This is a genomic window from Nocardioides asiaticus (assembly GCF_040049175.1).
Lineage (GTDB): Bacteria > Actinomycetota > Actinomycetes > Propionibacteriales > Nocardioidaceae > Nocardioides > Nocardioides cheoyonin.
Genome location: NZ_JBDZDM010000003.1, coordinates 702,095 through 723,470 on the forward strand (window position 1 = coordinate 702,095; position 21,376 = coordinate 723,470).

At 72.1% G+C, this 21,376-nt stretch carries 21 protein-coding genes; 16 read left to right on the top strand and 5 right to left on the bottom strand.

All coding sequences use genetic code 11. The features are described 5' to 3' along the window. The 7 genes from tatC (at nt 1) to ABLE53_RS13960 (ending at nt 7,492) form a co-directional block, all read left to right on the top strand. Nucleotides 1–837 (top strand): twin-arginine translocase subunit TatC, encoded by an 837-nt coding sequence (gene tatC, locus ABLE53_RS13930; protein WP_348859556.1) that lies wholly within the window; start codon nt 1–3, stop codon nt 835–837. After that, nucleotides 834–1,250: a hypothetical protein gene (locus tag ABLE53_RS13935; protein WP_348859557.1), complete on the top strand. Its 417-nt coding sequence runs from the start codon at nt 834–836 to the stop codon at nt 1,248–1,250. Before tatC ends, ABLE53_RS13935 begins: the two co-directional genes overlap by 4 nt. Nucleotides 1,251–1,293: 43 nt before the next feature. After that, on the top strand, nt 1,294–2,166 hold the full coding sequence (locus tag ABLE53_RS13940) for a diacylglycerol kinase (protein ID WP_348859558.1): 873 nt from the start codon (nt 1,294–1,296) through the stop codon (nt 2,164–2,166). Between the two features lie 10 nt (nt 2,167–2,176). Further along, entirely contained in the window at nt 2,177–4,996 is a 2,820-nt protein-coding gene (locus tag ABLE53_RS13945; protein ID WP_348859560.1) for a DEAD/DEAH box helicase, read from the top strand. A gap of 46 nt (nt 4,997–5,042) precedes the next feature. Continuing rightward, nucleotides 5,043–6,164 (top strand): ferrochelatase, encoded by a 1,122-nt coding sequence (locus ABLE53_RS13950; protein ID WP_348859562.1) that lies wholly within the window; start codon nt 5,043–5,045, stop codon nt 6,162–6,164. Then, nucleotides 6,161–7,000, top strand: a complete 840-nt coding sequence (locus ABLE53_RS13955) for an inositol monophosphatase family protein (protein WP_348859563.1) — start codon at nt 6,161–6,163, stop codon at nt 6,998–7,000. Before ABLE53_RS13950 ends, ABLE53_RS13955 begins: the two co-directional genes overlap by 4 nt. A 201-nt stretch (nt 7,001–7,201) precedes the next feature. Continuing rightward, nucleotides 7,202–7,492, top strand: coding sequence for a DUF4193 domain-containing protein (locus ABLE53_RS13960; protein WP_348859564.1), 291 nt, complete (start codon nt 7,202–7,204; stop codon nt 7,490–7,492). Nucleotides 7,493–7,572: 80 nt separating this feature from the next. Here ABLE53_RS13960 and ABLE53_RS13965 read toward each other — a convergent pair whose 3' ends face one another. After that, nucleotides 7,573–7,878: a DUF4235 domain-containing protein gene (locus ABLE53_RS13965; protein ID WP_348859565.1), complete on the bottom strand. Its 306-nt coding sequence runs from the start codon at nt 7,876–7,878 to the stop codon at nt 7,573–7,575. A gap of 42 nt (nt 7,879–7,920) precedes the next feature. Continuing rightward, nucleotides 7,921–8,382 carry a DUF3093 domain-containing protein gene (locus tag ABLE53_RS13970; protein WP_348859566.1) on the bottom strand — a complete coding sequence of 154 codons (462 nt, stop codon included), beginning with the start codon at nt 8,380–8,382 and terminating at the stop codon, nt 7,921–7,923. A 118-nt stretch (nt 8,383–8,500) separates the two neighbouring features. Here ABLE53_RS13970 and dut point away from each other — a divergent pair, with 118 nt between their 5' ends. The 4 genes from dut to ABLE53_RS13990 are packed head-to-tail and all read left to right on the top strand — an operon-like array spanning nt 8,501 to nt 10,746. Beyond that, nucleotides 8,501–8,938 (top strand): dUTP diphosphatase, encoded by a 438-nt coding sequence (dut, locus tag ABLE53_RS13975; protein ID WP_348859800.1) that lies wholly within the window; start codon nt 8,501–8,503, stop codon nt 8,936–8,938. Between the two features lie 50 nt (nt 8,939–8,988). After that, complete coding sequence (locus ABLE53_RS13980; protein ID WP_348859567.1) at nt 8,989–9,642, top strand: DUF3710 domain-containing protein; 654 nt, start codon at nt 8,989–8,991, stop codon at nt 9,640–9,642. A gap of 1 nt (nt 9,643) precedes the next feature. After that, complete coding sequence (locus tag ABLE53_RS13985; protein WP_348859568.1) at nt 9,644–10,015, top strand: OB-fold nucleic acid binding domain-containing protein; 372 nt, start codon at nt 9,644–9,646, stop codon at nt 10,013–10,015. An 8-nt stretch (nt 10,016–10,023) separates the two neighbouring features. Continuing rightward, entirely contained in the window at nt 10,024–10,746 is a 723-nt protein-coding gene (locus ABLE53_RS13990) for a DUF3159 domain-containing protein (protein ID WP_348859570.1), read from the top strand. Nucleotides 10,747–10,767: 21 nt separating this feature from the next. On the opposite strand, the gene ABLE53_RS13995 is transcribed toward ABLE53_RS13990, so the two are convergent. Then, the gene (locus tag ABLE53_RS13995; protein WP_348859571.1) at nt 10,768–11,442 is read right to left on the bottom strand and encodes a potassium channel family protein; all 675 of its coding nucleotides are present in this window, start codon (nt 11,440–11,442) and stop codon (nt 10,768–10,770) included. A gap of 8 nt (nt 11,443–11,450) precedes the next feature. Then, on the bottom strand, nt 11,451–12,113 hold the full coding sequence (locus ABLE53_RS14000; RefSeq protein WP_348859573.1) for a potassium channel family protein: 663 nt from the start codon (nt 12,111–12,113) through the stop codon (nt 11,451–11,453). Nucleotides 12,114–12,172: 59 nt separating this feature from the next. Between ABLE53_RS14000 and ABLE53_RS14005 the strand changes: the two genes are divergently transcribed. Next, nucleotides 12,173–14,206, top strand: coding sequence for an APC family permease (locus tag ABLE53_RS14005; RefSeq protein WP_348859574.1), 2,034 nt, complete (start codon nt 12,173–12,175; stop codon nt 14,204–14,206). A gap of 14 nt (nt 14,207–14,220) precedes the next feature. Continuing rightward, nucleotides 14,221–15,411 (top strand): class I SAM-dependent RNA methyltransferase, encoded by a 1,191-nt coding sequence (locus tag ABLE53_RS14010; RefSeq protein ID WP_348859575.1) that lies wholly within the window; start codon nt 14,221–14,223, stop codon nt 15,409–15,411. Here the strand turns inward: ABLE53_RS14010 and ABLE53_RS14015 are convergent. Next, nucleotides 15,392–16,075, bottom strand: coding sequence for a hypothetical protein (locus ABLE53_RS14015; RefSeq protein ID WP_348859576.1), 684 nt, complete (start codon nt 16,073–16,075; stop codon nt 15,392–15,394). The two genes, ABLE53_RS14010 and ABLE53_RS14015, sit on opposite strands and share 20 nt — an antisense overlap. Nucleotides 16,076–16,295: 220 nt before the next feature. Here ABLE53_RS14015 and ABLE53_RS14020 point away from each other — a divergent pair, with 220 nt between their 5' ends. From ABLE53_RS14020 to ABLE53_RS14030, 3 genes are all read left to right on the top strand, one after another. Further along, nucleotides 16,296–17,594, top strand: coding sequence for a sensor histidine kinase (locus ABLE53_RS14020; RefSeq protein WP_348859577.1), 1,299 nt, complete (start codon nt 16,296–16,298; stop codon nt 17,592–17,594). Then, on the top strand, nt 17,591–18,268 hold the full coding sequence (locus ABLE53_RS14025) for a response regulator (protein ID WP_348859578.1): 678 nt from the start codon (nt 17,591–17,593) through the stop codon (nt 18,266–18,268). The genes ABLE53_RS14020 and ABLE53_RS14025 overlap by 4 nt, the downstream gene beginning before the upstream one ends. Nucleotides 18,269–18,424: 156 nt before the next feature. Next, a complete protein-coding gene (locus ABLE53_RS14030) occupies nt 18,425–21,247 on the top strand; it encodes an aconitate hydratase (protein ID WP_348859579.1) in 2,823 nt (940 codons plus the stop codon). The last annotated feature ends 129 nt before the right edge of the window (nt 21,248–21,376 follow it).

The following is a 21,376-nucleotide window of genomic DNA, read 5'->3' on the forward strand; positions in this document are numbered from 1 at the left end:
TTGTCCATCACGGGCGTCGTCGGTCTCTTCCGTGGCAAGCCCGTCCACCCCGTGGGGGCCGACGGGCGGATGGCCCTCTCCGACCATCTGCGGGAGCTACGGGCGCGGATCCTCAAAGCCGCGCTCGTCCTCCTGGTCGGGTTCGTCGTCGCGCTGTTCTTCTTCGACCAGCTCTTCGACCTGATCTACCACCCCTACCTCCGCGCGCAGCGTGCGCTGGACCCGGGGCGGACCGAGGCCACCACCAGCGGAGCGGCCGGCGGCTTCATCCTGTACCTGAAGATCTGCGGGCTCGCCGCGGTCATCGGGACCAGCCCGCTCTGGCTCTACCAGATCTGGGCGTTCATCCTTCCCGGGCTGCACCCGAAGGAGAAGCGCTGGTCGCGGATCTTCGTCGCGATCGCCGGCCCGCTGTTCCTGGCCGGCGTCGTGCTCGGCTACGTCACCCTCCCCAAGGGGCTCGAGGTCCTCATCGGGTTCACCCCGCACGGGCTGACCAACCTGGTCGAGTTCAACGAGTACCTCTCCTTCTTCAGCCGCACCCTGCTCGTCTTCGGGATCGCCTTCGAGATCCCGGTCTTCGTCGTCCTGCTCAACCGGGTCGGGGTGCTGCCGGGCCGGACGCTCGGCCGCTACCGGCCGTGGATCGTGATCGGCACGTTCGTCTTCGCCGCCGCGGCGACGCCCTCCACCGACCCGTTCACGATGACGCTGATGGCGGTCCCGATGATGCTGCTGTTCTTCGCCTCCGAGGTGCTCGCGCGTCTCAACGACCGGCGCCGCGCGAAGCGGCGGCCGTACGCCGGCCTCGACCCCGACACTCCGTCCGCCCTGTGACAGGGGCGGCTCCCGACTGGCTCGAGGTCGACCCGTTCGAGCTGCCCGACTGGCTGGGCACCACGGAGGTGACCTGGACCTCGACGTCACCGCTGCGCACCGGCCACCTCGTGGCCGGCGAGCTCTCGGGCGGGACGGGGGACGAGGGTCCGCTCGCCTGCGACCTGCTCGCCGTCGACGAGGCCTACCCGGTCCCGGTCGCCGACGAGTCGCTGCGCCAGGCCGCCCACCAGGCGTGGCGCCGCGGCGAGACCCTGCTCGTGAGCTGCGAGGGGCGGCTCGCTCTCGCCGTCCCGGGCGTACGCTTCGACGCCGACCTCGCGCTCGACGCCGTCGGGCGGCTGGCGCGGGCGGTCGGTGCCAGCCCGTCGTCGTACGCCGTCCGGCTGCGGATCGGCCGCGACGGCCGCTGACCGTTGCGGCCCGTCGGCGTCCCCGACCGCTAGTGTTCCGCGCGTGAGCCGCCAGATCGCCCTGCTGACCAACCCCGTCGCCGGCCGCGGCCACGCGCACCGGCTCCAGGACCTGGTCGTCGAGCGGCTTGTCGCGGCGGGTCACGAGGTGGACCTCCTGGTCGGCAGCGACGCCGAGGAGTCCGTCGGGCTCGCCCGTAAGGCGGTCGCCGACGGCGTCGACACGGTGGTGGCGCTCGGCGGCGACGGCATGGTGCACACCGCCGTCCAGGCGGTGGCCGGCACCGACGTCCACCTCGGCGTCGTCCCGCTCGGCACCGGCAACGACTACGCCCGCTCGCTCGGGCTGCCGCTCGGCGATCCCGTGGCGGCCGCCGACGTGGTCGCACGCGGTGCGGGTCGGCGGCTCGACGTGGCCCGGTGCGGGGACCGGTGGTTCGCGACGGTGATGGCGGCCGGCTTCGACGCCGCGGTCAACGAGCGCGCCAACCGGATGCGGTGGCCGCACGGCGACCTGCGCTACACGATCGCGACGTTCGCCGTCCTGCGGCGCTGGTCGGCGGTGCCGTACACCCTCTCCCTCGACGGCGAGGAGCGCCGCCTCGACGCGATGCTGCTCGCGGTCGCCAACACCGACTCCTACGGCGGAGGGCTGCAGATCCCCGCCGGCGCCGTCCCGGACGACGGCCTGCTGGACGTGATCATCATCAAGCCGACCTCGAAGCTGGAGTTCCTGAAGGTCTTCCCGCAGGTCAGGACGGGCGAGCACGTCAACCATCCGGCCTTCGAGCGGGTCCGGGTCCGGAGCGTCACCGTCGCCGCCCCGGGCGTCACGGCGTACGCAGACGGCGAGCGCTTCGGGCCGCTTCCGCTGACCGTCGAGTGCGTCCCCGGAGCGGTCTCGGTCCTCACGTAGGCTCGAGTCCATGGACGCCTCGCCTGCCCAAGGAAGTCCGGCACAGCAGAGTCCCGCCGAGAAGTACGCCGAGTTCCAGCGCACCAAGGCGTACCCGGTCTTCAAGGACTTCGCCGCCCTCTACGACTTCCCGCTCGACGACTTCCAGGTCGAGGCCTGCCAGGAGATCGAGGACGGCAAGGGCGTGCTCGTCGCGGCGCCGACCGGGTCCGGGAAGACGATCGTGGGCGAGTTCGCGATCCACCTGGCCCTGGCCACCGGGCGCAAGGCGTTCTACACCACGCCGATCAAGGCGCTCTCGAACCAGAAGTACAACGACCTCGTCAAGCGCTACGGCCCCGACCGGGTCGGCCTGCTGACCGGCGACAACGTGGTGAACGGCGAGGCGCCGGTGGTCGTGATGACGACCGAGGTGCTGCGCAACATGCTGTACGCCGGCTCCCAGACCCTGCTCGGCCTCGGGTTCGTGGTGATGGACGAGGTGCACTACCTCGCCGACCGCAGCCGCGGTGCCGTCTGGGAGGAGGTCATCATCCACCTCCCGGAGTCGGTGTCGGTCGTCTCCCTGAGCGCGACGGTCTCCAACGCCGAGGAGTTCGGCGAGTGGCTGACGACGGTCCGCGGCGAGACCACCACCATCATCGAGGAGCGCCGGCCCGTGCCGCTCTACCAGCACGTCATGGTGGGCCGCCGGATCATGGATCTGTTCGCCTCCTCGGACGTCGACGCGGCGGCCGGATTCGTGAAGGAGGGCGCGCCGGTCAACGGCGAGCTCATGCGCGTCGCGCGCGACGACTGGGCCTCCACCCGCATGCGCGACCGTCGGAGCCCGCGCGACCGCAACCGGAAGGGCACGAGCAAGCACGCCCGGCAGGTCGGCAACGGCCGCCGGGTCTGGATCCCGAGCCGGGTCGAGGTCATCAGTGCGCTCGAGAAGGACGCCCTGCTGCCGGCCATCGTCTTCGTCTTCAGCCGGGTGGGCTGCGACGCGGCGGTGAGCCAGTGCCTGCAGGCCAACGTGCGCCTGACGACGCCCGAGGAGCGCGACACGATCTACGAGTACGTCGAGGAGGCCTGCGCGGACCTGCCCGACGAGGACCGGCACGTGCTCGGTTACCACGACTTCCTCGACGGGCTGACCCGCGGCGTGGCCGCCCACCACGCCGGCATGCTGCCCGCCTTCAAGCAGGTCGTCGAGGAGCTCTTCGTCCGCGGCCTGATCAAGGCCGTCTTCGCCACCGAGACGCTCGCGCTCGGCATCAACATGCCCGCGCGCACGGTGGTGATCGAGAAGCTGACGAAGTGGAACGGCGAGACCCACGCCGACCTGTCGCCGGGGGAGTACACCCAGCTCGTCGGCCGGGCCGGCCGCCGCGGCCTCGACGTGGAGGGGCACGGCGTCGTGCTCTGGCAGCCCGGGATGAACCCGCGCGAGCTCGCCGGCCTCGCGTCGACGCGTACCTATCCGCTGCGCAGCAGCTTCCGTCCGTCGTACAACATGGCGGTCAACCTGGTCCACCAGTTCGGCCGCGCCCGCTCGCGGGAGCTGCTGGAGCAGTCGTTCGCGCAGTTCCAGGCCGACAAGGCGGTCGTCGGGCTCGCCCGGCAGGTGAGGAAGGCCGAGGACGCCCTCGACGGCTACCGTGAGGCGGCGCAGTGCGACCGCGGTGACTTCATGGAGTACGCCGCGCTGCGGCGCCGGATCAGCGACGTGGAGAAGAGCGCCTCCCGGGAGCGGCGCGCCGACCGCCGTGAGGAGATCATCGAGTCCCTAGGCCGGCTCCGTCCCGGCGACGTCATCGACGTGCCGACCGGGAAGTTCGCAGGGTACGCCGTCGTCATCGATCCCGGCCACGACCCCGACACCCCGCGGCCGTACGTCGTGACGCAGGACCGCCAGGCCCGGCGGCTCGCGCTCGTGGACTTCAACACCCCGGTCGCCGCGCAGACCCGGCTGCGCGTGCCGAAGTCGTTCAACGGCCGCAACCCGCAGATGCGCCGCGACCTGGCGTCCTCCCTGCGCGAGCGGACCCGCGACCTGCGGCCGGTGGCCTACGAGGGCCGCGGCGGCCGCGGCGGGCACCCGATGAGCGGTGTCGAGGCCGAGATCGCCGAGCTGCGCCGGCAGCTCAAGGTCCACCCGTGCCACGGCTGCCCGGACCGCGAGGACCACGCCCGCTGGGCCGAGCGCTACTTCCGCCTCGAGCGCGACACCGCGACCCTCAAGCGCCGGGTCGAGGCCCGGACCAACACCGTCGCCCGGCAGTTCGACCGCGTCTGCGAGGTACTCGCGGCCCTGGACTACCTCGACGGCGACGAGGTGACCGAGCGCGGTCGCCACCTGATGCGGCTCTACTCCGAGATGGACCTGGTCGCCGCGGAGTCGCTGCGGGCGGGGCTCTGGGACGACCTGACCCCCTCGGAGCTGGCGGCGGCGCTGTCGACGCTCGTCTTCGAGGCCCGCCGAGCCGACGACGCCAGCCCGCCGCGGATCCCCGGCGGCCGGGCGAAGGCGGCGATCGGCGAGATGGTGAAGGTCTGGGCCGAGCTCGACGAGCTCGAGCGCGAGCACCGGCTCGACTTCCTCCGCCAGCCCGACCTCGGCTTCGCCTGGGCCGCCTACCGCTGGGCGGAGGGCGACGACCTCGACGACGTCCTGGGCGTGGTCGAGCTGGCCGCCGGCGACTTCGTGCGCTGGATGAAGCAGCTCATCGACCTCGCCGGGCAGGTAGCCGACGCCGCCGGCGACGTACCCCTGCGCAAGACGGCGCGGAGGGTGGTCGACGTCCTCAAGCGGGGTGTCGTGGCCTACTCGTCGGTGGCGGAGTGAGCGACCGGGCGGCGACTCCGTGACCCCTCCTCCCTACGATGAGGGCATGGACGTCACGCTGTACGACGCGCTGCTGTTCACCTCCTTCGGGGGTCCGGAGAAGCCGGAGGACGTGGTGCCGTTCCTCGAGAACGTCACCCGGGGCCGCGGCATCCCGCGCGAGCGCCTCGAGGAGGTGGGAGAGCACTACTTCCGGTTCGGCGGGCGCTCGCCCATCAACGACCAGAACCGCGAGTTCCTCACCGCGCTCCGCGCCCTGCTCGCCGAGTCCGGCGTCGACCTGCCGGTCTACTGGGGCAACCGCAACTGGGACCCCTACCTCTCCGACGCGATCGGGCAGATGAAGGCCGACGGCGTGCGCCGCGCTGCGGTGTTCACCACGAGCGCCTACGCGTCGTACTCCTCGTGCCGGCAGTACCGCGAGAACCTGTATGACGCGGCGGCCGCGTCCGGCGACGTGGAGTCGGCGCCGGTCCTCGACAAGCTGCGGCACTACTTCAACCACCCCGGCTTCGTCGAGCCGGTCGTGGACGGCGTGCTCGCCTCGCTCGCCGAGCTGCCCGCGGACGAGCGCGACGAGGCCCGGATCGTCTTCGTCACCCACTCGATCCCGACGGTCATGAACGACGCGAGCGGCAGGCCGGGGGAGGGCGGGGCCTACGTCACCCAGCACCTCGACGTCTCCCGTGTCGTCGCCGACCGGGTGGCGGAGGAGACCGGCGTCCAGCGCGGGTGGGACCTCGTCTACTGCAGCCGCTCCGGGGCGCCGCACGTGCCGTGGCTGGAGCCCGACGTCAACGACCACCTCGAGCACCTCGCCTCCCGCGGCGTGAGCGCGGTGGTCCTGTGCCCGGTCGGGTTCGTCTCCGACCACATGGAGGTCGTCTACGACCTCGACACCGAGGCGCTCGCCACCTGCGAGCGGCTCGGCCTGCATGCCCGCCGCAGCGCGACGGCGGGGGTCGACCAGCGGTTCGTGGCCGCGGTCCGCGACCTGGTCGTCGAGCGGGCCGCGGCGGAGCGCGGCGAGCAGGTGACCCGCGCGGTCGTCGGCAGCCTCGGCCCGTGCTGGGACCGCTGCCCGGTCGGCTGCTGCGAGAACGCCCGCGGCCACAAGCCGACGCTCGCCGGCGAGGACTCGGTGCAGTACGCCGAGGCCACCCGGTGACGGCCGCCGACGGCAGTGAGCTGCTCCGGATCGCCCTCTCCACCGCCCGCGAGGCGGCCGCGCTCGTCAGGGAGCGGGCCACCGGCGCCGTCTCGGTGGCCGCCACCAAGTCGACGCCGACCGACGTCGTCACCGAGGCCGACCGCGACAGCGAGGCCCTCATCCGGCGGCTGATCTCCGAACGCCGTCCCGACGACGCCTTCTTCGGCGAGGAGGGCGGCGAGAGCGCCGGCGGCGGCAGCGGCGTCCGCTGGATCGTCGACCCCATCGACGGCACCGTCAACTTCCTCTACGGCATCGCCCGCTACGCCGTCTCGATTGCGGCCGAGGCCGACGGTCAGGTGGTGGCCGCGGTGGTCGTCGACGTCCCGCACGCGACCGAGTTCACCGCCTACCGAACCCCCGACGGGGCGGTCCTCACCCGTCGCGACGGCGAGCCGATCGGCGTACGTCCTGCGGTGGAGCTCTCCCAGCGGCTCGTCGCCACCGGCTTCTCCTACGACGCGGACCTGCGCCGCCTCCAGGCCGAGGCGCTCGTCCGGCTGCTGCCGCGGATCCGCGACGTACGCCGGATCGGCTCGGCCGCCCTCGACATCTGCAGCGTCGCCGAGGGCACCGTGGACGGGTACGTCGAGGAGGGCGTGCACCTGTGGGACCACGCGGCCGCGTGCCTCGTCGCCGAGGGCGCCGGTGCGCGCTGGGAGGCGACGACCGGCGTCGGCGGCCGGCGTCTGGTGCTCTGCGCGCCCGCGCACGGCTTCGAGGAGCTGCGTGTGGCGGCCGTCGAGTCGGGGTACCTCAGCGACTCGGCCACCCCGGGGCAGACCCCGGAATAGGGCCCGTCCGCGCCGGGTCGAAGGTCCTTTCGGATCCCGCATCGTCTGCGCTCGGATCGGGAATAGCAGCGGGTCACCGGATGTTCACGGGCTGCATTGCCGTTCAGGTGTGCGAAATGAGTGCCGATGGTGCACAATCTCGGCCCGTGCCGCAGCCCCTTGGGCTGGCGGGGGGAATGTTGAGCGAAAGGGGAGTGGCGCATGGCGACGGACTACGACGCACCGCGTAAGAACGAGGAAGACCAGTCCGAGGAGAGCATCGAAGAGCTCAAGGCTCGGCGTCATGACAAGAACTCCGGGAAGGTCGACGAGGACGAGGCGGAGGCCGCAGAGTCCTTCGAGCTCCCGGGTGCCGACCTCTCCCACGAAGAGCTTGCCGTCGAGGTCAAGCCGAAGCAGGAGGACGAGTTCACCTGCATGAGCTGCTTCCTGGTCCACCACCGCTCGCAGCTGGCGGATCCCAAGCGGATGATCTGCTTCGACTGCGCGTAGGAGCCACGTCAATGAGAGGCCGCACGGACGAGCAGTCCGTGCGGCCTCGCACGTCGTCGGGCCCGTTCAGCCGGGCCCGCTCACTGGTCGTCCTTCTCCAGCTGCTTGGGCAGGTGACCGGTGGACTTGACGTAGTAGTTCGCCGCGCGCCGCTGGGCGAACATCCGGGCCAGCGCGACGGCCGCGCCGGTGGCCGCCGCCCAGCCCACCGCCTCCCAGACGTCGACGTCGGGGTCGGCGGGGTTCTGCGGGGGCTTGCGCCCGGTGGCCGCCTTCCAGCCGGTGTCGAGCGCCTTGCGGGCCACGGTGGCCGCCCCGAGGGCGGAGACCAGCGAGAAGACGGCCCAGATCTTCGAGCCCTTCGAACCCTTCGCATCCTTGGACATGCCGCAACCCTATCCATGCGGTGGGGGCTTCGGGCGGTGCGCTCAGCCCTCGCGCTGGGCGAGGGTGGTGATGGCACCCGCGAGAGTGGTGGGGTGGCGGGTCGCGAGCAGCCAGTACGGCGCCGGGTCGGCCGGATCGGTGATCTCGACCTTGACCGCCCGCTTCAGGTACGGCCGCAGCAGCAGGTAGGCCCGCGCGTCCGCGCCCGGCCCCGCGACCCGGCGGGCCTCCTCGGCGTCGAGCGGCTCCGCCTTGCCGACGTACGCCGCCTCGATCCGCGCGCGCCCGGCCTGCAAGGAGTCGTCGTCGACGACGATGCGCGGCGAGCCGTAGACGAGCATCGAGACCACGAACAGCGCGACGAGCGCGACGGTGATGCCCCACGCGAGCCCCTCCGGAACCCACAGGATGACCGCGATCCAGACGGTCGCCAGGAACATGACCCCCTGCACCCACCAGCGCAGGGGGACGCTCAGGCGCTCGTCGTACGCGGGGGTGGTCACGGCGCAGAGTGTCCCATCCCGGTGGTCGGTCGCGGCGGATAGGGTCCGGTCCGTGGCCGACGACGCGACCGACCAGACCGACGCGGCGGGGCACTCCCCGTCCGCCCCCGACCTCGAGGTGGCCCTGCTGCGGCTCGACCCCGGGCTGCCGCCGCCGGCGTACGCCCATCCCGGCGACGCCGGCGCCGACCTGATGACCGCCGTCGACCTCACCCTCGCGCCGGGGGAGCGGAGCCTGGTGCCGACCGGGGTGGCGATCGCGCTGCCGGAGGGCTACGTCGCGCTGGTGCACCCGCGGTCCGGTCTCGCTGCCCGCCACGGGCTCTCGATCGTGAACACGCCGGGGACCGTGGACGCGGGCTACCGGGGCGAGGTGAAGGTCCTGCTGATCAACCTCGACCCGGTCGAGTCGATCTCGCTGCGGCGCGGCGACCGGATCGCGCAGCTGGTCGTCCAGCGGGTCGAGCGGGCCAGGTTCGTCGAGGTCGGGACGCTGCCGGAGTCGCTCCGCGGGGACGGGGGATACGGTTCTACCGGGGGATTCTCACGCGGGTGACCCGCGGGTGTTGAATGTCCCGACCGACCCGTCCACGAGAGAGCGCAGCGATGTTCCGACGCAAGTCGAGGAAGCCCGCCGACGAGCCCCTTGACGAGACCCTTGACGAGACCGCGGAGACCTCGGCGCAGTCCGACGAGCCGCCCGAGGCGGCCGGCCCGTACGACGCCGACGAGGTGCCCGACGGCCTCGTCGACGACAGCTGGGTCGACCTCGGCTCGCTGCTCGTCGCCCCGGCGCCGGGCAAGGAGCTGCGGCTCCAGGTCGACGAGGCGTCGGGGGCGATCGCCTCGGTGCTGCTCGCGGACGACGACGGGGCGCTCGAGCTTCGTGCGTTCGCCGCGCCGCGCGCGGGTGACCTGTGGGGCGAGGCGCTGCCGATGCTCCGCGCCGACGTCGCCCAGCGCGGCGGCGTGACCACCGACCGCGAGGGGCCGTGGGGCGCCGAGCTGCTCTGCCAGATGCAGGTGCAGATGGCCGACGGCCAGACCGGGGTCCAGCCCTCCCGGATCATCGGGGTCAACGGCCCCCGCTGGATGCTTCGCGCCACGCTGCTGGGCCGGCCGGCGGTCGAGGTCGACGACGCCGCCGAGTGGGAGGAGCTGCTCGCGAAGGTCGTCGTACGCCGCGGCAAGGAGGCCAAGCCGAAGGGCGAGGCCCTCGACGTCGTCCTGCCGCCGAGCGCCCGCCAGGTGGAGGGCTGAGGTGAGCAAGGGTCGGCTCCGCCGCAGTCTCAGCGCGTGGGCGAACAGCGCCGACCAGGAGGCCCGCGACGCGCGCGAGGCCTACGCCACCAAGGACGCCGACCGGATCGCCGACGCGCCCGACCGGGCGATGGTGCGACTGCGCGGGACGCTGCGGACGGTGACCCTGCGGCCGCGTGGCGGCGTGCCCGCACTCGAGGCCGAGCTCTTCGACGGCTCCGGCGTCATCACGCTGGTGTGGCTGGGCCGCCGCCGGATCGCCGGCATCAACCCCGGCCGGTCCTTGCAGGTGCAGGGCAGGATCGGAGTGCACGACGGCACCCGCATCCTCTACAACCCGCGCTACGAGCTCATTCCGGAACCCGACCTGTGACCAGTCCCTTGACCGAAGACCAGCACCACGACCACCGTCCGGCCGACGTCGAGACGGTCGAGGCGGTCGTACGCCGTCAGATGGCGCAGTCCCTCGGTGGCCGCCGCGGCATGCTCGAGGCGGGCGTCCCCGGCCTCGCCTTCACCGTCCTCTGGCTGGTCACCCACGACCTGCGCTCCGCGCTCGTCGCCGGCGCCGCGGTGGCCGGGATCGCGCTGGTGGCGCGGCTGGTGCAGCGCTCGACGATCCAGTACGTCGGCAACGCGATCTTCGGGATCCTCATCGGCTGGCTGGTCGTCAGGCTGGCCGACAGCATGGGCGGCACCGAGCAGGACCAGGCGCTCGCCTTCTTCGTCCCCGGGGTGGTGTTCACCGGCGTCTACACGGTCGTCATGGTGGCGACCTGCCTGGCCGGCTGGCCGCTGATCGGGTTCATGGTCGGCAGCGTGACGGGCGACCCGACGGGGTGGCACCGCGACCGGCAGGTCGTGCAGCTCTGCTCCCGGCTGACCTGGCTCTTCCTGGCGCCCGGCGCCGTCGGCGTACTCCTCCAGGGGCCGGTCCTCCTGCTCGCCTACGGCGGCGCGCTCGACAAGGACACCGCGGTGCTGCTCCTCGGCATCCTCCGCACCGGGCTCGGCTGGGCGCTGCGCATCGGCGCCTGGGGAGCGATGATCTGGCTGCTCGCGCGCAACCACACGCCGGTCGAGGCCGAGCCGTCCGAAGGCTGAGCCTGCCGGGCTCGACCTCTGTCAGCCCGCCCGCGGGTGGCCGGGAGCGAGGAGGGACTCGAGCTCGTCCTCCTTCTCGGACGGCACGACGAACAGCAGCTCGTCACCCTGCTCGACCGGCTGCTCGGGCTCGGGCACGTAGACCTGCCCGTCCCGCAGGATCGTGACGAGCGCGCAGTTCTCCGGGAGCGGGATGAGCCCGGCAGGCTTGCCGACGTACGGCGAGTCGACGGGCATGGTCAGCTCGACCAGGTTGGCGTTGCCCTGGCGGAAGGTGAAGAGCCTCACCAGGTCGCCGACGGTCACCGCCTCCTCGACGAGCGCCGACATGATCCGCGGGGTCGAGACGTTGACGTCCACGCCCCAGGCCTCGGAGAAGAGCCACTCGTTGTTGGGGTGGTTGACCCGCCCGACCGTGCGGGGGACGCCGAACTCGGTCTTCGCGAGCAGCGAGCAGACCAGGTTGACCTTGTCGTCGCCGGTGGCGGCGATGACCACGTCGCAGCGGTCCAGCCGCGCCTCCTCGAGCGAGGACAGCTCGCAGGCGTCGGCGAGCAGCCACTCGGCGTCGGGCACGCGCTCGGGCTTGATCGACTCGGGGTTCTTGTCGATGAGCAGGATCTCGTGGCCGTTGGTGATCAGCTCGCGGGCGATCGAGCGGCCCACGGCGCCGGCTCCGGCGATGGCGACGCGCATGACGTGTCTCAGTGCTCCTCGGGCCCGTTGCGGATGACCTGGTAGGCGTGGGCGGCGTTCTCCTCGCGCATGACGAGGTGGAGCACGTCGCCCTCCTGGATGACGCTCTCGCGGGTCGGCAGGACCCCCTCGCCGAGCCGGTCGATCCAGGCGATCCGGGAGCGGGACTGCTCCTGGAAGTGGATGGTGCGCTGACCGATCCAGGGCTCGGGCACCGGCACCTGGTCGATCCGGATGGAGCCGGACATGTCGCGGAAGTCGGGCTCGGCCCCGGCCGGCAGGAGCCGTCGCAGGATCTGGTCGGAGGTCCACTTCACGGTGGCGACGGTCGTGATCCCGAGGCGCTGGTAGACCTCCGCACGACCGGGGTCGTAGATCCGCGCCACCACCTGCTGGATCCCGAACGTCTCGCGCGCGACCCGCGCCGCGATGATGTTGGAGTTGTCGCCGCTCGAGACGGCTGCGAACGCGTCGGCACGCCGGATCCCGGCCTTCTCGAGGACCTCCTGGTCGAAGCCCATGCCCGCGACCTTCTCACCGTTGAAGGCGGGTCCGAGGCGGCGGAACGCGTCCGGGTCCTGGTCGATGACGGAGACCGTGTGGTTGCGGTCCTCGAGGCTGCGGGCGAGCGTCGAGCCGACACGGCCGCACCCCATGATCACTACGTGCACGCGGCTACCGTATCCACAGTTCGTCGGTTTCCGCCTACCGTGCCGTAGCCTTCCTGCTCGTGGGTGTCGGCGACGTATCCAAGCGCATTCTCCTCGGGCGCAAGCTCCGCAGCTCGCAGCTCGGGGAGACCCTGCTTCCGAAGCGGATCGCGCTGCCCGTCTTCGCCAGCGACGCCCTCTCGTCGGTCGCCTACGCCCCCGACGAGGTCTTCATCATGCTGTCGATCGCCGGGGCCTCGGCGTACGTCTGGTCGTGGAAGATCGCCATCGTCGTCGCCTGCGTCATGGCGGCGGTCATCGCGTCGTACCGCCAGACCGTCCACGCCTATCCCTCGGGTGGCGGCGACTACGAGGTCGCGACCGTCAACCTCGGCCCCAGGGCAGGTACGACGGTCGCCAGCGCGCTCCTCGTCGACTACATGCTCACCGTGGCGGTGTCGATCTCCTCCGGCGCCAACTACGCCTCGGCCGCCATCCCCGCCCTGCGCGGTCACGAGGCGGCGTTCGCGGTGGCGCTGGTCGTGATCCTCACGGCCATGAACCTGCGCGGCATCCGCGAGGCCGGCACGGCGTTCGCGGTCCCGACGTACGCCTTCATGTTCTCGATCCTCGGGATGGCGCTGTTCGGGTTCATCCGGATGGCGACCGGCGACCTGCCGCACGTGGAGAGCGCGAAGTACACCATCGAGCCGGAGCCCGGGATGCACCAGCCGCTCGGCACCGTCGCGCTGCTCTTCCTGCTGGCGCGGGCCTTCTCCTCCGGCTCGGCCGCGCTGACCGGCGTCGAGGCGATCAGCAACGGCGTCCCGGCCTTCCGGCGGCCCAAGTCCAAGAACGCCGCCACCACGCTCGCACTCCTGGGCATGATCGCGATCACGATGATGATGAGCGTCATCGTGCTGGCCAAGGAGATGGGGCTGCGGATGGTGGACCCCAACGCCCAGCACCGGCTGCTGCTCGACGGGAAGCCCCTCGGCGACAGCCACAGCCAGAACGCCGCGATCGCACAGGTCGCGAAGGCGGTCTTCGACGGCTTCCCGGCCGGGTTCTACATCGTCGTCACCGTCACCGGCGTCATCCTCGTGCTCGCCGCCAACACCGCCTTCAACGGCTTCCCGGTGCTCGGCTCGATCCTCGCCCGCGACGGCTACGCGCCGCGGGCGCTCGGCTCCCGCGGCGACCGGCTCGCCTACAGCAACGGCATCGTCTTCCTCGCGGTCATGGCGATCGTGCTGATCCTGGTCTTCGACGCCCAGACGACCCGGCTCATCCAGCTCTACATCGTCGGCGTCTTCGTCTCCTTCAACCTCAGCCAGCTCGGCATGATCAGGCACTGGACGCGCGAGCTCAAGACGCAGCGCGACCCCGCCGTACGCCGGCGGATGACGCAGTCCCGCGTCATCAACACCGTCGGCCTCTGCTTCACCGCCGCGGTGCTCGTCATCGTGCTGATCACGAAGTTCCTGGCCGGCGCCTGGATCACGATCCTCGCGATGGTCTTCTTCTACCTCGTCATGCGGGCGATCCGGCGCCACTACGACAACGTCGAGGAGGAGCTGGCCGCCGAGGAGGAGGACAAGGTCCTGCCGACCCGGGTGCACGCCGTCGTGCTCGTCAGCAAGCTCCACAAGCCGACGCTGCGGGCGATCGCGTTCGCGCAGGCCTCCCGCCCCAACACCCTCGAGGCCGTCACCGTCTCGATCGACGACGCGGCCACCGCCCGGCTGCTGGAGGAGTGGGACGAGCGGAACTTCCCGATGCCGCTCAAGGTCCTCTACTCGCCCTACCGCGAGCTGGTCCGCCCGGTGGTGGAGTACGCCAGCGCGATCCGGAAGGCCAACCCGCGCGGGGTCGTGGCCGTCTACATCCCCGAGTACGTCGTCGGTCGCTGGTGGGAGCAGCTGCTGCACAACCAGACCGCGCTGCGGCTCAAGGGGCGGCTGCTGTTCACCCCGGGCGTCATGGTCATCTCCGTGCCCTACCAGCTGCGCTCCTCCGAGCACCGCCGCCGCGAGCTGCGCGACGAGTACTGGATCCGGCCCGGCTCCATCCGCGGCGGCGACAGCTACCACGACAGCCAGGTCGGCCGCTAGGCCGTGGTGACCCGATGAGCGCGCCGCGCCGCCGCCGGCCCCATCGTGGCCGGGCGCCCCGGGCGCGGGCGACCCGCGGGAGGTCGTACGTCGGCGAGCGCTACGAGGCGACGGCCGGGCCGATCGCGCACGGCGGCCACGTCGTCGTACGCGTCCCGTCGCAGGTCGAGCCCGTCGGGACCCGCGTCGTCTTCGTCCGCCACGCCCTGCCGGGCGAGCGGGTCCTCGTCGAGATCACCGAGGGCAGCGAGGGCGACCGGTTCTGGCGGGGCGACGCCGTTGAGGTGCTGGAGCCGTCGCCGGACCGGGTTGCGCCGCCCTGCCCGTACGCCGGCCCCGGGCTCTGCGGCGGGTGCGACTTCCAGCACGTCGCGCTGCCCGCGCAGCGGGAGCTGAAGGCCGCGGTCCTGCGCGAGCAGCTCTCCCGGCTCGCCGGCCTCGACGTCGCGGTGACCGTCGAGGCGGTGCCGGGCGACGAGGACGGGCTGCGCTGGCGGACCCGGCAGCGCTACGTCTCGCTGCCGACGGGGCGCGGGATGCGCAAGCACCGGTCGCACGACGTCGTCCCGGTCGACGACTGCCGGATCGCCCGCCCCGACGCGCGTGAACCCGGCTCCGGCACCGTGGTCGAGCAGGTGGCCGCTGCCGGTGTCGAGCACACCTTCGAGGTCGCCGCCGACGGCTTCTGGCAGGTGCACCCGGGCGCTCCGACGACCCTCGTCGAGGCCGTCCTCGAGATGCTCGAGCCGCGGCCCGGCGAGTCGGTGCTCGACCTGTACGCCGGCGTGGGGCTCTTCAGCGCGTTCCTGGCCGACCGGGTCGGGGCCGGGCCGTCGACCGGCGGGCGGGTCGTCGCGATCGAGGGCGACCGCGGCGCCTCCGCGCTCTCGGCCGCCAACGTGCCGTCGGCCGAGGTCGCGGCGGGCGACGTGGCCGCGGTCCTCGCGGCGTCGTACGACGAGCCGTTCGACCTGGTCGTGCTCGACCCTCCGCGCGAGGGTGCGCGCCGTCCGGTGGTGGAGGCGGTGGTCGCGCGTACGCCGCGGGCGGTCGCCTACGTCGCCTGCGACCCGGCCGCGCTGGCCCGCGACGTGGCGATCTTCGCCGAGCACGGCTACCACGTCGCGGGCCTGCGGGCCTTCGACCTCTTCCCGATGACTCACCACGTCGAGGCGGTCGGCCTGCTCACGCCCGTCGGTCGGTGACGGCCGGCTGGGCCAGGAAGCGGGCGATCCCCACGAAGCCGCCGGTGAGCGCCAGCATGGCGAGGACGTTCGCGACCCGGCCGTCGCCGATGACCGCGCTGGTGACGAGCGCGACGGCGCTGATGGCGAGCCAGGGCCAGGCGACCCTGCCCGAGCGCCACAGCGCCACGAAGATCGTCAGCAGGCCGACGTGGACAAGCATCGCGAGTCCCAGGGTGACGTTGTAGATCGGGCCGAGGTGGTCGAGGAAGTAGAGCGCCGTCTCCCGGAGCTCCGGCCTCGCGAGGGTGGGCAGCGCACCGCCGAACCCGTTGAGGCTGGCGCCCGCGCCCACGACGGCGAGCACGGCGCCGACGCCGGCGATCCGCCCGCCGCGTGAGGACGCGAGCCGCAGGGCGATCGCGACCGCCGTGACGGCGACCAGGGTGTAGCACACCTGCTCGAGCAGGACCATCGTCACGAAGCTCCCGGTGTGGGCGTGGATGATGTCGAGCTGCCTGTCGTTGTCGCTGGTGTGGTCCACACCGAGCGCGACGGAGAGCAGCTCGGCGAGCGGCGCGCCGATCGCGGCGGCGGCGGCGAGCCGGCGCCAGCCCGGATGGCCGGCGGTGGACCCAGCGGCGTGCGAGGGGACGGTCGGGGTGGCTGCGGAGCTGACTGACATGGTGGTTCCTCCCGGAGGTTGCGGTGTGGCGCGTGATGGACGGGCCGCGTCGAGCGGCTGACCCAGGCTCTCCGCAGAGGCCGGCGGCGCGCGTCCCTCCGGTGGCGCGACCCGGGCGCCGGCCGTTGTAGGCCGGCACCGGCGGCGTACCTCCCCGGGATGGGTGGTCTACATCCGCGGATTGACGACGCGGGGCGCCCGCTCGCCGTACCTTCGGCTCATGGACAGCCGCCTGCGCGCCCTCGGCCCGGCGCGCGCGCGCCGTCGCGACGAGCTCACCGCGCTCGCGATGGTCGTGATCTCGCAGGCCGCGGTGTGGACGGTGCCGGCGGGAGGCGACACCCTGCTGCACGGCTCGCGCGCGTGGAACGCGGTCGTGCTCGCGGCCACCTCCTCGGCGCTCGGCTGGCGCCGCCGCGCACCGTTGGGAGCGGTGGTCGCCGCCGTGGCGGCGCAGTGCGGGACCCACCTCGTCGCGCCGCACGGCATCGAGTTCCTGGGCTTCGTGCCGATGCTGCTCCTCACCTCGTCGGCCGGGTGGTACCTCCGCGGCCACCGGGGCTGGGTCGCGCTCGCCGTCGCACTCGTCGGCCTCGCCGCGGTCGAGATCTCCGAGCCGACCATGCACCAGCCGGAGAACCTCCTCGACGCGCTCTGGCTCGTCGCCCCGTGGGGACTCCTCCGGGCCCTGCGCGCCCGCGAGGAGCGCGTACGACGTCTGGCCGGCGAGCTCGCGGCCCTCGAGGCCGCGCAGGAGGCGCACCGGCGCGAGGTCGTCGCCGCCGAGCGCGCGAGGATCGCCCGCGACCTGCACGACGTGGTCGCCCACGCGACCTCGGTGATGATGATCCAGATCGGAGCCGCCCGGATGCGCCACGAGGCGGGGGAGCGGGACATCGCCGGCCAGCTCGCCGCCGCCGAGTCGACGGGCAGGCAGGCGATCGCCGAGCTGCGCAGGCTGCTCGAGGTGCTCCGCTCGTGGCCGGAGGCCCCCGAACCGTCGCCCGAGACTCCCGGCCCGCGCCGGAGCGGGACGTCGAGCGGGACGCGGGACGGGATGCCGGACGCTCCGGCACCGCCCCAGCCCCGGCTCGACCAGCTCGACGGGCTGGTGGGCACCTACCGCGCCGCCGGCCTACGGGTCGAGGTGGTCGGCACGCCGCCCGCCGACCTGCCGCTCGGGGTGCAGGTCTCGGCGTACCGGATCGTGCAGGAGGCGCTCACCAACAGCCTCCGCCACGGCGGCGGACGGTGCGCGCTGGTGCGGGTCGACGCGGACGCCGGGGACCTGGTGGTCGAGGTGAGCGACCGCGGCGACCCGAGCACGGCGGTCCGGCCGGTCAGCCCCGCCCCGCACGGCTCCGGCGACTCCGGCGGCCACGGCCTGGTCGGGATCTCCGAGCGGGCCCGCCTGCTCGGCGGCTCGGCGAGCAGCGGCCCGAACACCGACGGCGGCTGGACGGTGCTGGCCCGGCTGCCGCGGACCGGGCAGACCCAGCTCCCGGGGGTCCCGGCGTGACCTCGGTGCTGATCGTCGACGACCAGGCGCTGGTCCGCGGCGGGTTCCGCCTCATCCTGGCGACCACCCACGACCTCGAGGTCGTCGGCGAGGCCGCCGACGGCGCCGAGGGTGTCCGGCTGGCACGCCGGCTGCGGCCCGACGTCGTGCTCATGGACGTCCGGATGCCCGGCATGGACGGCCTCGAGGCGACGAAGGCGCTGCTGGCCGACCCGGGGGCGGCGTACCGGATCCTCATCCTGACCACCTTCGACCTCGACGAGTACGTCTACCGCGCCCTGCGTGCCGGGGCGGCCGGCTTCCTGCTCAAGGACGCCTCGCCCGAGTCGCTCGTGGACGCGGTGCGGACCGTCGCCCGCGGCGACAGGCTGCTCGCGCCGGCCGTGCTGACCCGCCTCGTCGAGGAGTACGTCGACCGCCCGCGTCCCGACGGCGCGCGACAGCTGGCCGCGCTGACCGAACGTGAGCGGGAGATCCTCGTGCAGGTCGGCCAGGGCCTCAGCAATCTGCAGATCGCGGAGGCGCTGCACCTGTCGGAGGCGACGGTGAAGACGCACGTCACCCGGGTCTTCACGAAGCTCGGCCTGCGAGATCGCGCGCAGGCCGTGGTGGCGGCCTACGAGACCGGGCTCGTCCGGGTCGGACAGGGCCGGCCGCCCGGGGCGGTGCGTTGATCAACGCTCGACATCGTGTATCTTGATATCAAGAGATACCGGGCCGGAGGTCACCGAGGTTAGGTGAGCCTTCGTTTCCGCGCCGCGGAAGCGCGCGGCAGGATGGGCCCGAGACTTCCCACAGACGTCATCGTCACCGTAGACGCGACCAAGGAGATGAACGCGTTGGCCAGTCAGGACAGCTTCGGTGCCAAGAGCACCCTGGACGTGGACGGCAAGTCCTACGAGATCTTCCGCCTCGACGCGGTGACGGGGGAGGGGCTGGACGTCGCGTCGCTGCCCTACAGCCTCAAGGTCCTCCTCGAGAACCTCCTGCGCACCGAGGACGGTGCCGACATCACCGCCGACGACATCAAGGCGCTCGCCGGCTGGGACGAGACCGCCCAGCCCGACAAGGAGATCCAGTTCACCCCGGCGCGCGTGGTGATGCAGGACTTCACCGGCGTCCCGTGCGTCGTCGACCTGGCGACGATGCGCGAGGCCATGGCCGAGCTCGGTGGCGACCCGTCCAGGATCAACCCGCTCGCCCCGGCCGAGATGGTCATCGACCACTCCGTCATCGCCGACGTCTTCGGCACCCCCGAGGCCTTCCAGCGCAACGTCGAGATCGAGTACGAGCGCAACCGCGAGCGCTACCAGTTCCTGCGCTGGGGCCAGGGTGCCTTCGACGACTTCAAGGTCGTGCCGCCGGGCACCGGCATCGTCCACCAGGTCAACATCGAGCACCTCGCCCGCACGGTCTTCACGCGCGAGGTTGACGGCGAGCTGCAGGCCTACCCGGACACCCTGGTCGGCACCGACTCCCACACCACCATGGTCAACGGCCTCGGCGTGCTCGGCTGGGGCGTGGGCGGCATCGAGGCCGAGGCGGCGATGCTCGGCCAGCCGGTCTCGATGCTCATCCCGCGCGTCGTGGGCTTCAAGCTGTCCGGCTCGCTGCCGGAGGGCTCCACCGCGACCGACCTGGTCCTCACGATCACCGAGATGCTGCGCAAGCACGGCGTCGTCGGCAAGTTCGTGGAGTTCTACGGCGAGGGCGTCTCGGAGGTGCCGCTGGCCAACCGCGCCACGATCGGCAACATGAGCCCGGAGTTCGGCTCCACGGCCGCGATCTTCCCGATCGACGCGGAGACGATCAGCTACCTGAAGCTCACCGGTCGGACCGAGGAGCAGCTCAAGCTCGTCGAGGCGTACGCCAAGGAGCAGGGCCTCTGGCACGACCCGCAGGCCGAGCCGCGCTTCTCCGAGAAGCTCGAGCTCGACCTTGCCACCGTCGTCCCCTCCATCGCCGGGCCGAAGCGCCCGCAGGACCGGATCCAGGTCACCGACGCCAAGCAGTCCTTCCGCGGTGCCCTCGTCGACTACGCCGGCGAGAACGGCCCGGAGCAGGGGTACGACGAGGCCTCGGCCGAGTCCTTCCCGGCCAGCGACTCCCCGTCGTACTCCGGCGGCAACGGCGCGCCCGCGCCGAGCGACCACCTCTCCGCTGCGCCGAAGGACGGCGGCCGGGCCAGCTCGCCGGTCGAGGTGACCCTCGAGGACGGCACGACGTTCACCCTCGACCACGGCGCCGTCACCATCGCCGCGATCACCTCGTGCACGAACACCTCGAACCCGTCGGTCATGATCGGCGCCGCGCTGCTGGCCAAGAACGCCGTCGAGAAGGGCCTCGCCCGCAAGCCGTGGGTCAAGACGACCCTCGCGCCCGGCTCGAAGGTGGTCTCCGACTACTACGAGAAGGCCGGTCTGACGCCGTACCTCGACAAGCTCGGCTTCAACCTCGTCGGCTACGGCTGCACGACCTGCATCGGCAACTCCGGCCCGCTCATCCCCGAGGTCTCGGCGGCGGTCAACGAGAAGGACCTCGCGGTCGTCTCGGTGCTCTCCGGCAACCGCAACTTCGAGGGCCGGATCAACCCGGACGTGAAGATGAACTACCTCGCGTCCCCGCCGCTGGTCGTCGCCTACGCGCTGGCCGGCTCGATGGACGTCGACCTCTTCAACGACCCGCTGGGGAAGGACACCGAGGGCAACGACGTCTTCCTCCGCGACATCTGGCCGAGCCCGGCCGAGGTCGAACGGGTCATCGGCGAGGCGATCTCCTCGGACATGTTCTCCAAGGACTACGCCGACGTCTTCGCCGGCGACGAGAACTGGCGGTCGCTGCCGACGCCGGAGGGCGACACCTTCGCGTGGGACGAGAACTCGACCTACGTTCGCAAGGCGCCGTACTTCGACGGGATGCCGGAGGAGCCCGCCCCCGTCACCGACATCGAGGGCGCACGCGTCCTGCTCAAGCTGGGCGACTCGGTCACCACCGACCACATCAGCCCGGCCGGCGCCATCAAGAAGGACTCGCCCGCGGGCAAGTACCTCCTCGAGCACGGCGTCGAGCAGCGTGACTTCAACTCCTACGGCTCTCGCCGCGGCAACCACGAGGTGATGATCCGCGGCACGTTCGCCAACATCCGCCTGCGCAACCAGATCGCGCCGGGCACCGAGGGCGGCTTCACCCGCGACTTCACCCAGCCCGACGGCCCGGTGACCAGCGTGTACGACGCCTCGGTGAACTACCAGGAGCAGGGCATCCCGCTGGTCGTCCTGGCCGGCAAGGAGTACGGCTCAGGCTCCTCGCGCGACTGGGCCGCGAAGGGCACCTCGCTGCTGGGTGTCAAGGCGGTCATCGCCGAGAGCTACGAGCGCATCCACCGCTCCAACCTCATCGGCATGGGCGTCATCCCGCTGCAGTTCCCCGAGGGCCAGAGCGCCGAGTCGCTCGATCTCACCGGCGAGGAGACCTTCTCGATCACCGGCATCACGGCGCTCAACGACGGCACCACGCCGAAGACCGTCGAGGTCAGCACCGACACTGGCGTGGCGTTCGACGCGGTCGTCCGCATCGACACCCCCGGTGAGGCGGGCTACTACCGCAACGGCGGGATCATGCAGTACGTCCTGCGCAACCTGCTCAAAGGCTGAGCCACACCGCCGGGTCGGCGCTTTCTGCATCGGGCAGAGGCGCCGACCCGGTGCATTTCAGGCGTCGTACGCCGTCGCGTGGCGCGGCTGGTAGACCTGCACGTCGTCCGCGCCGGGGACCTGCACCAT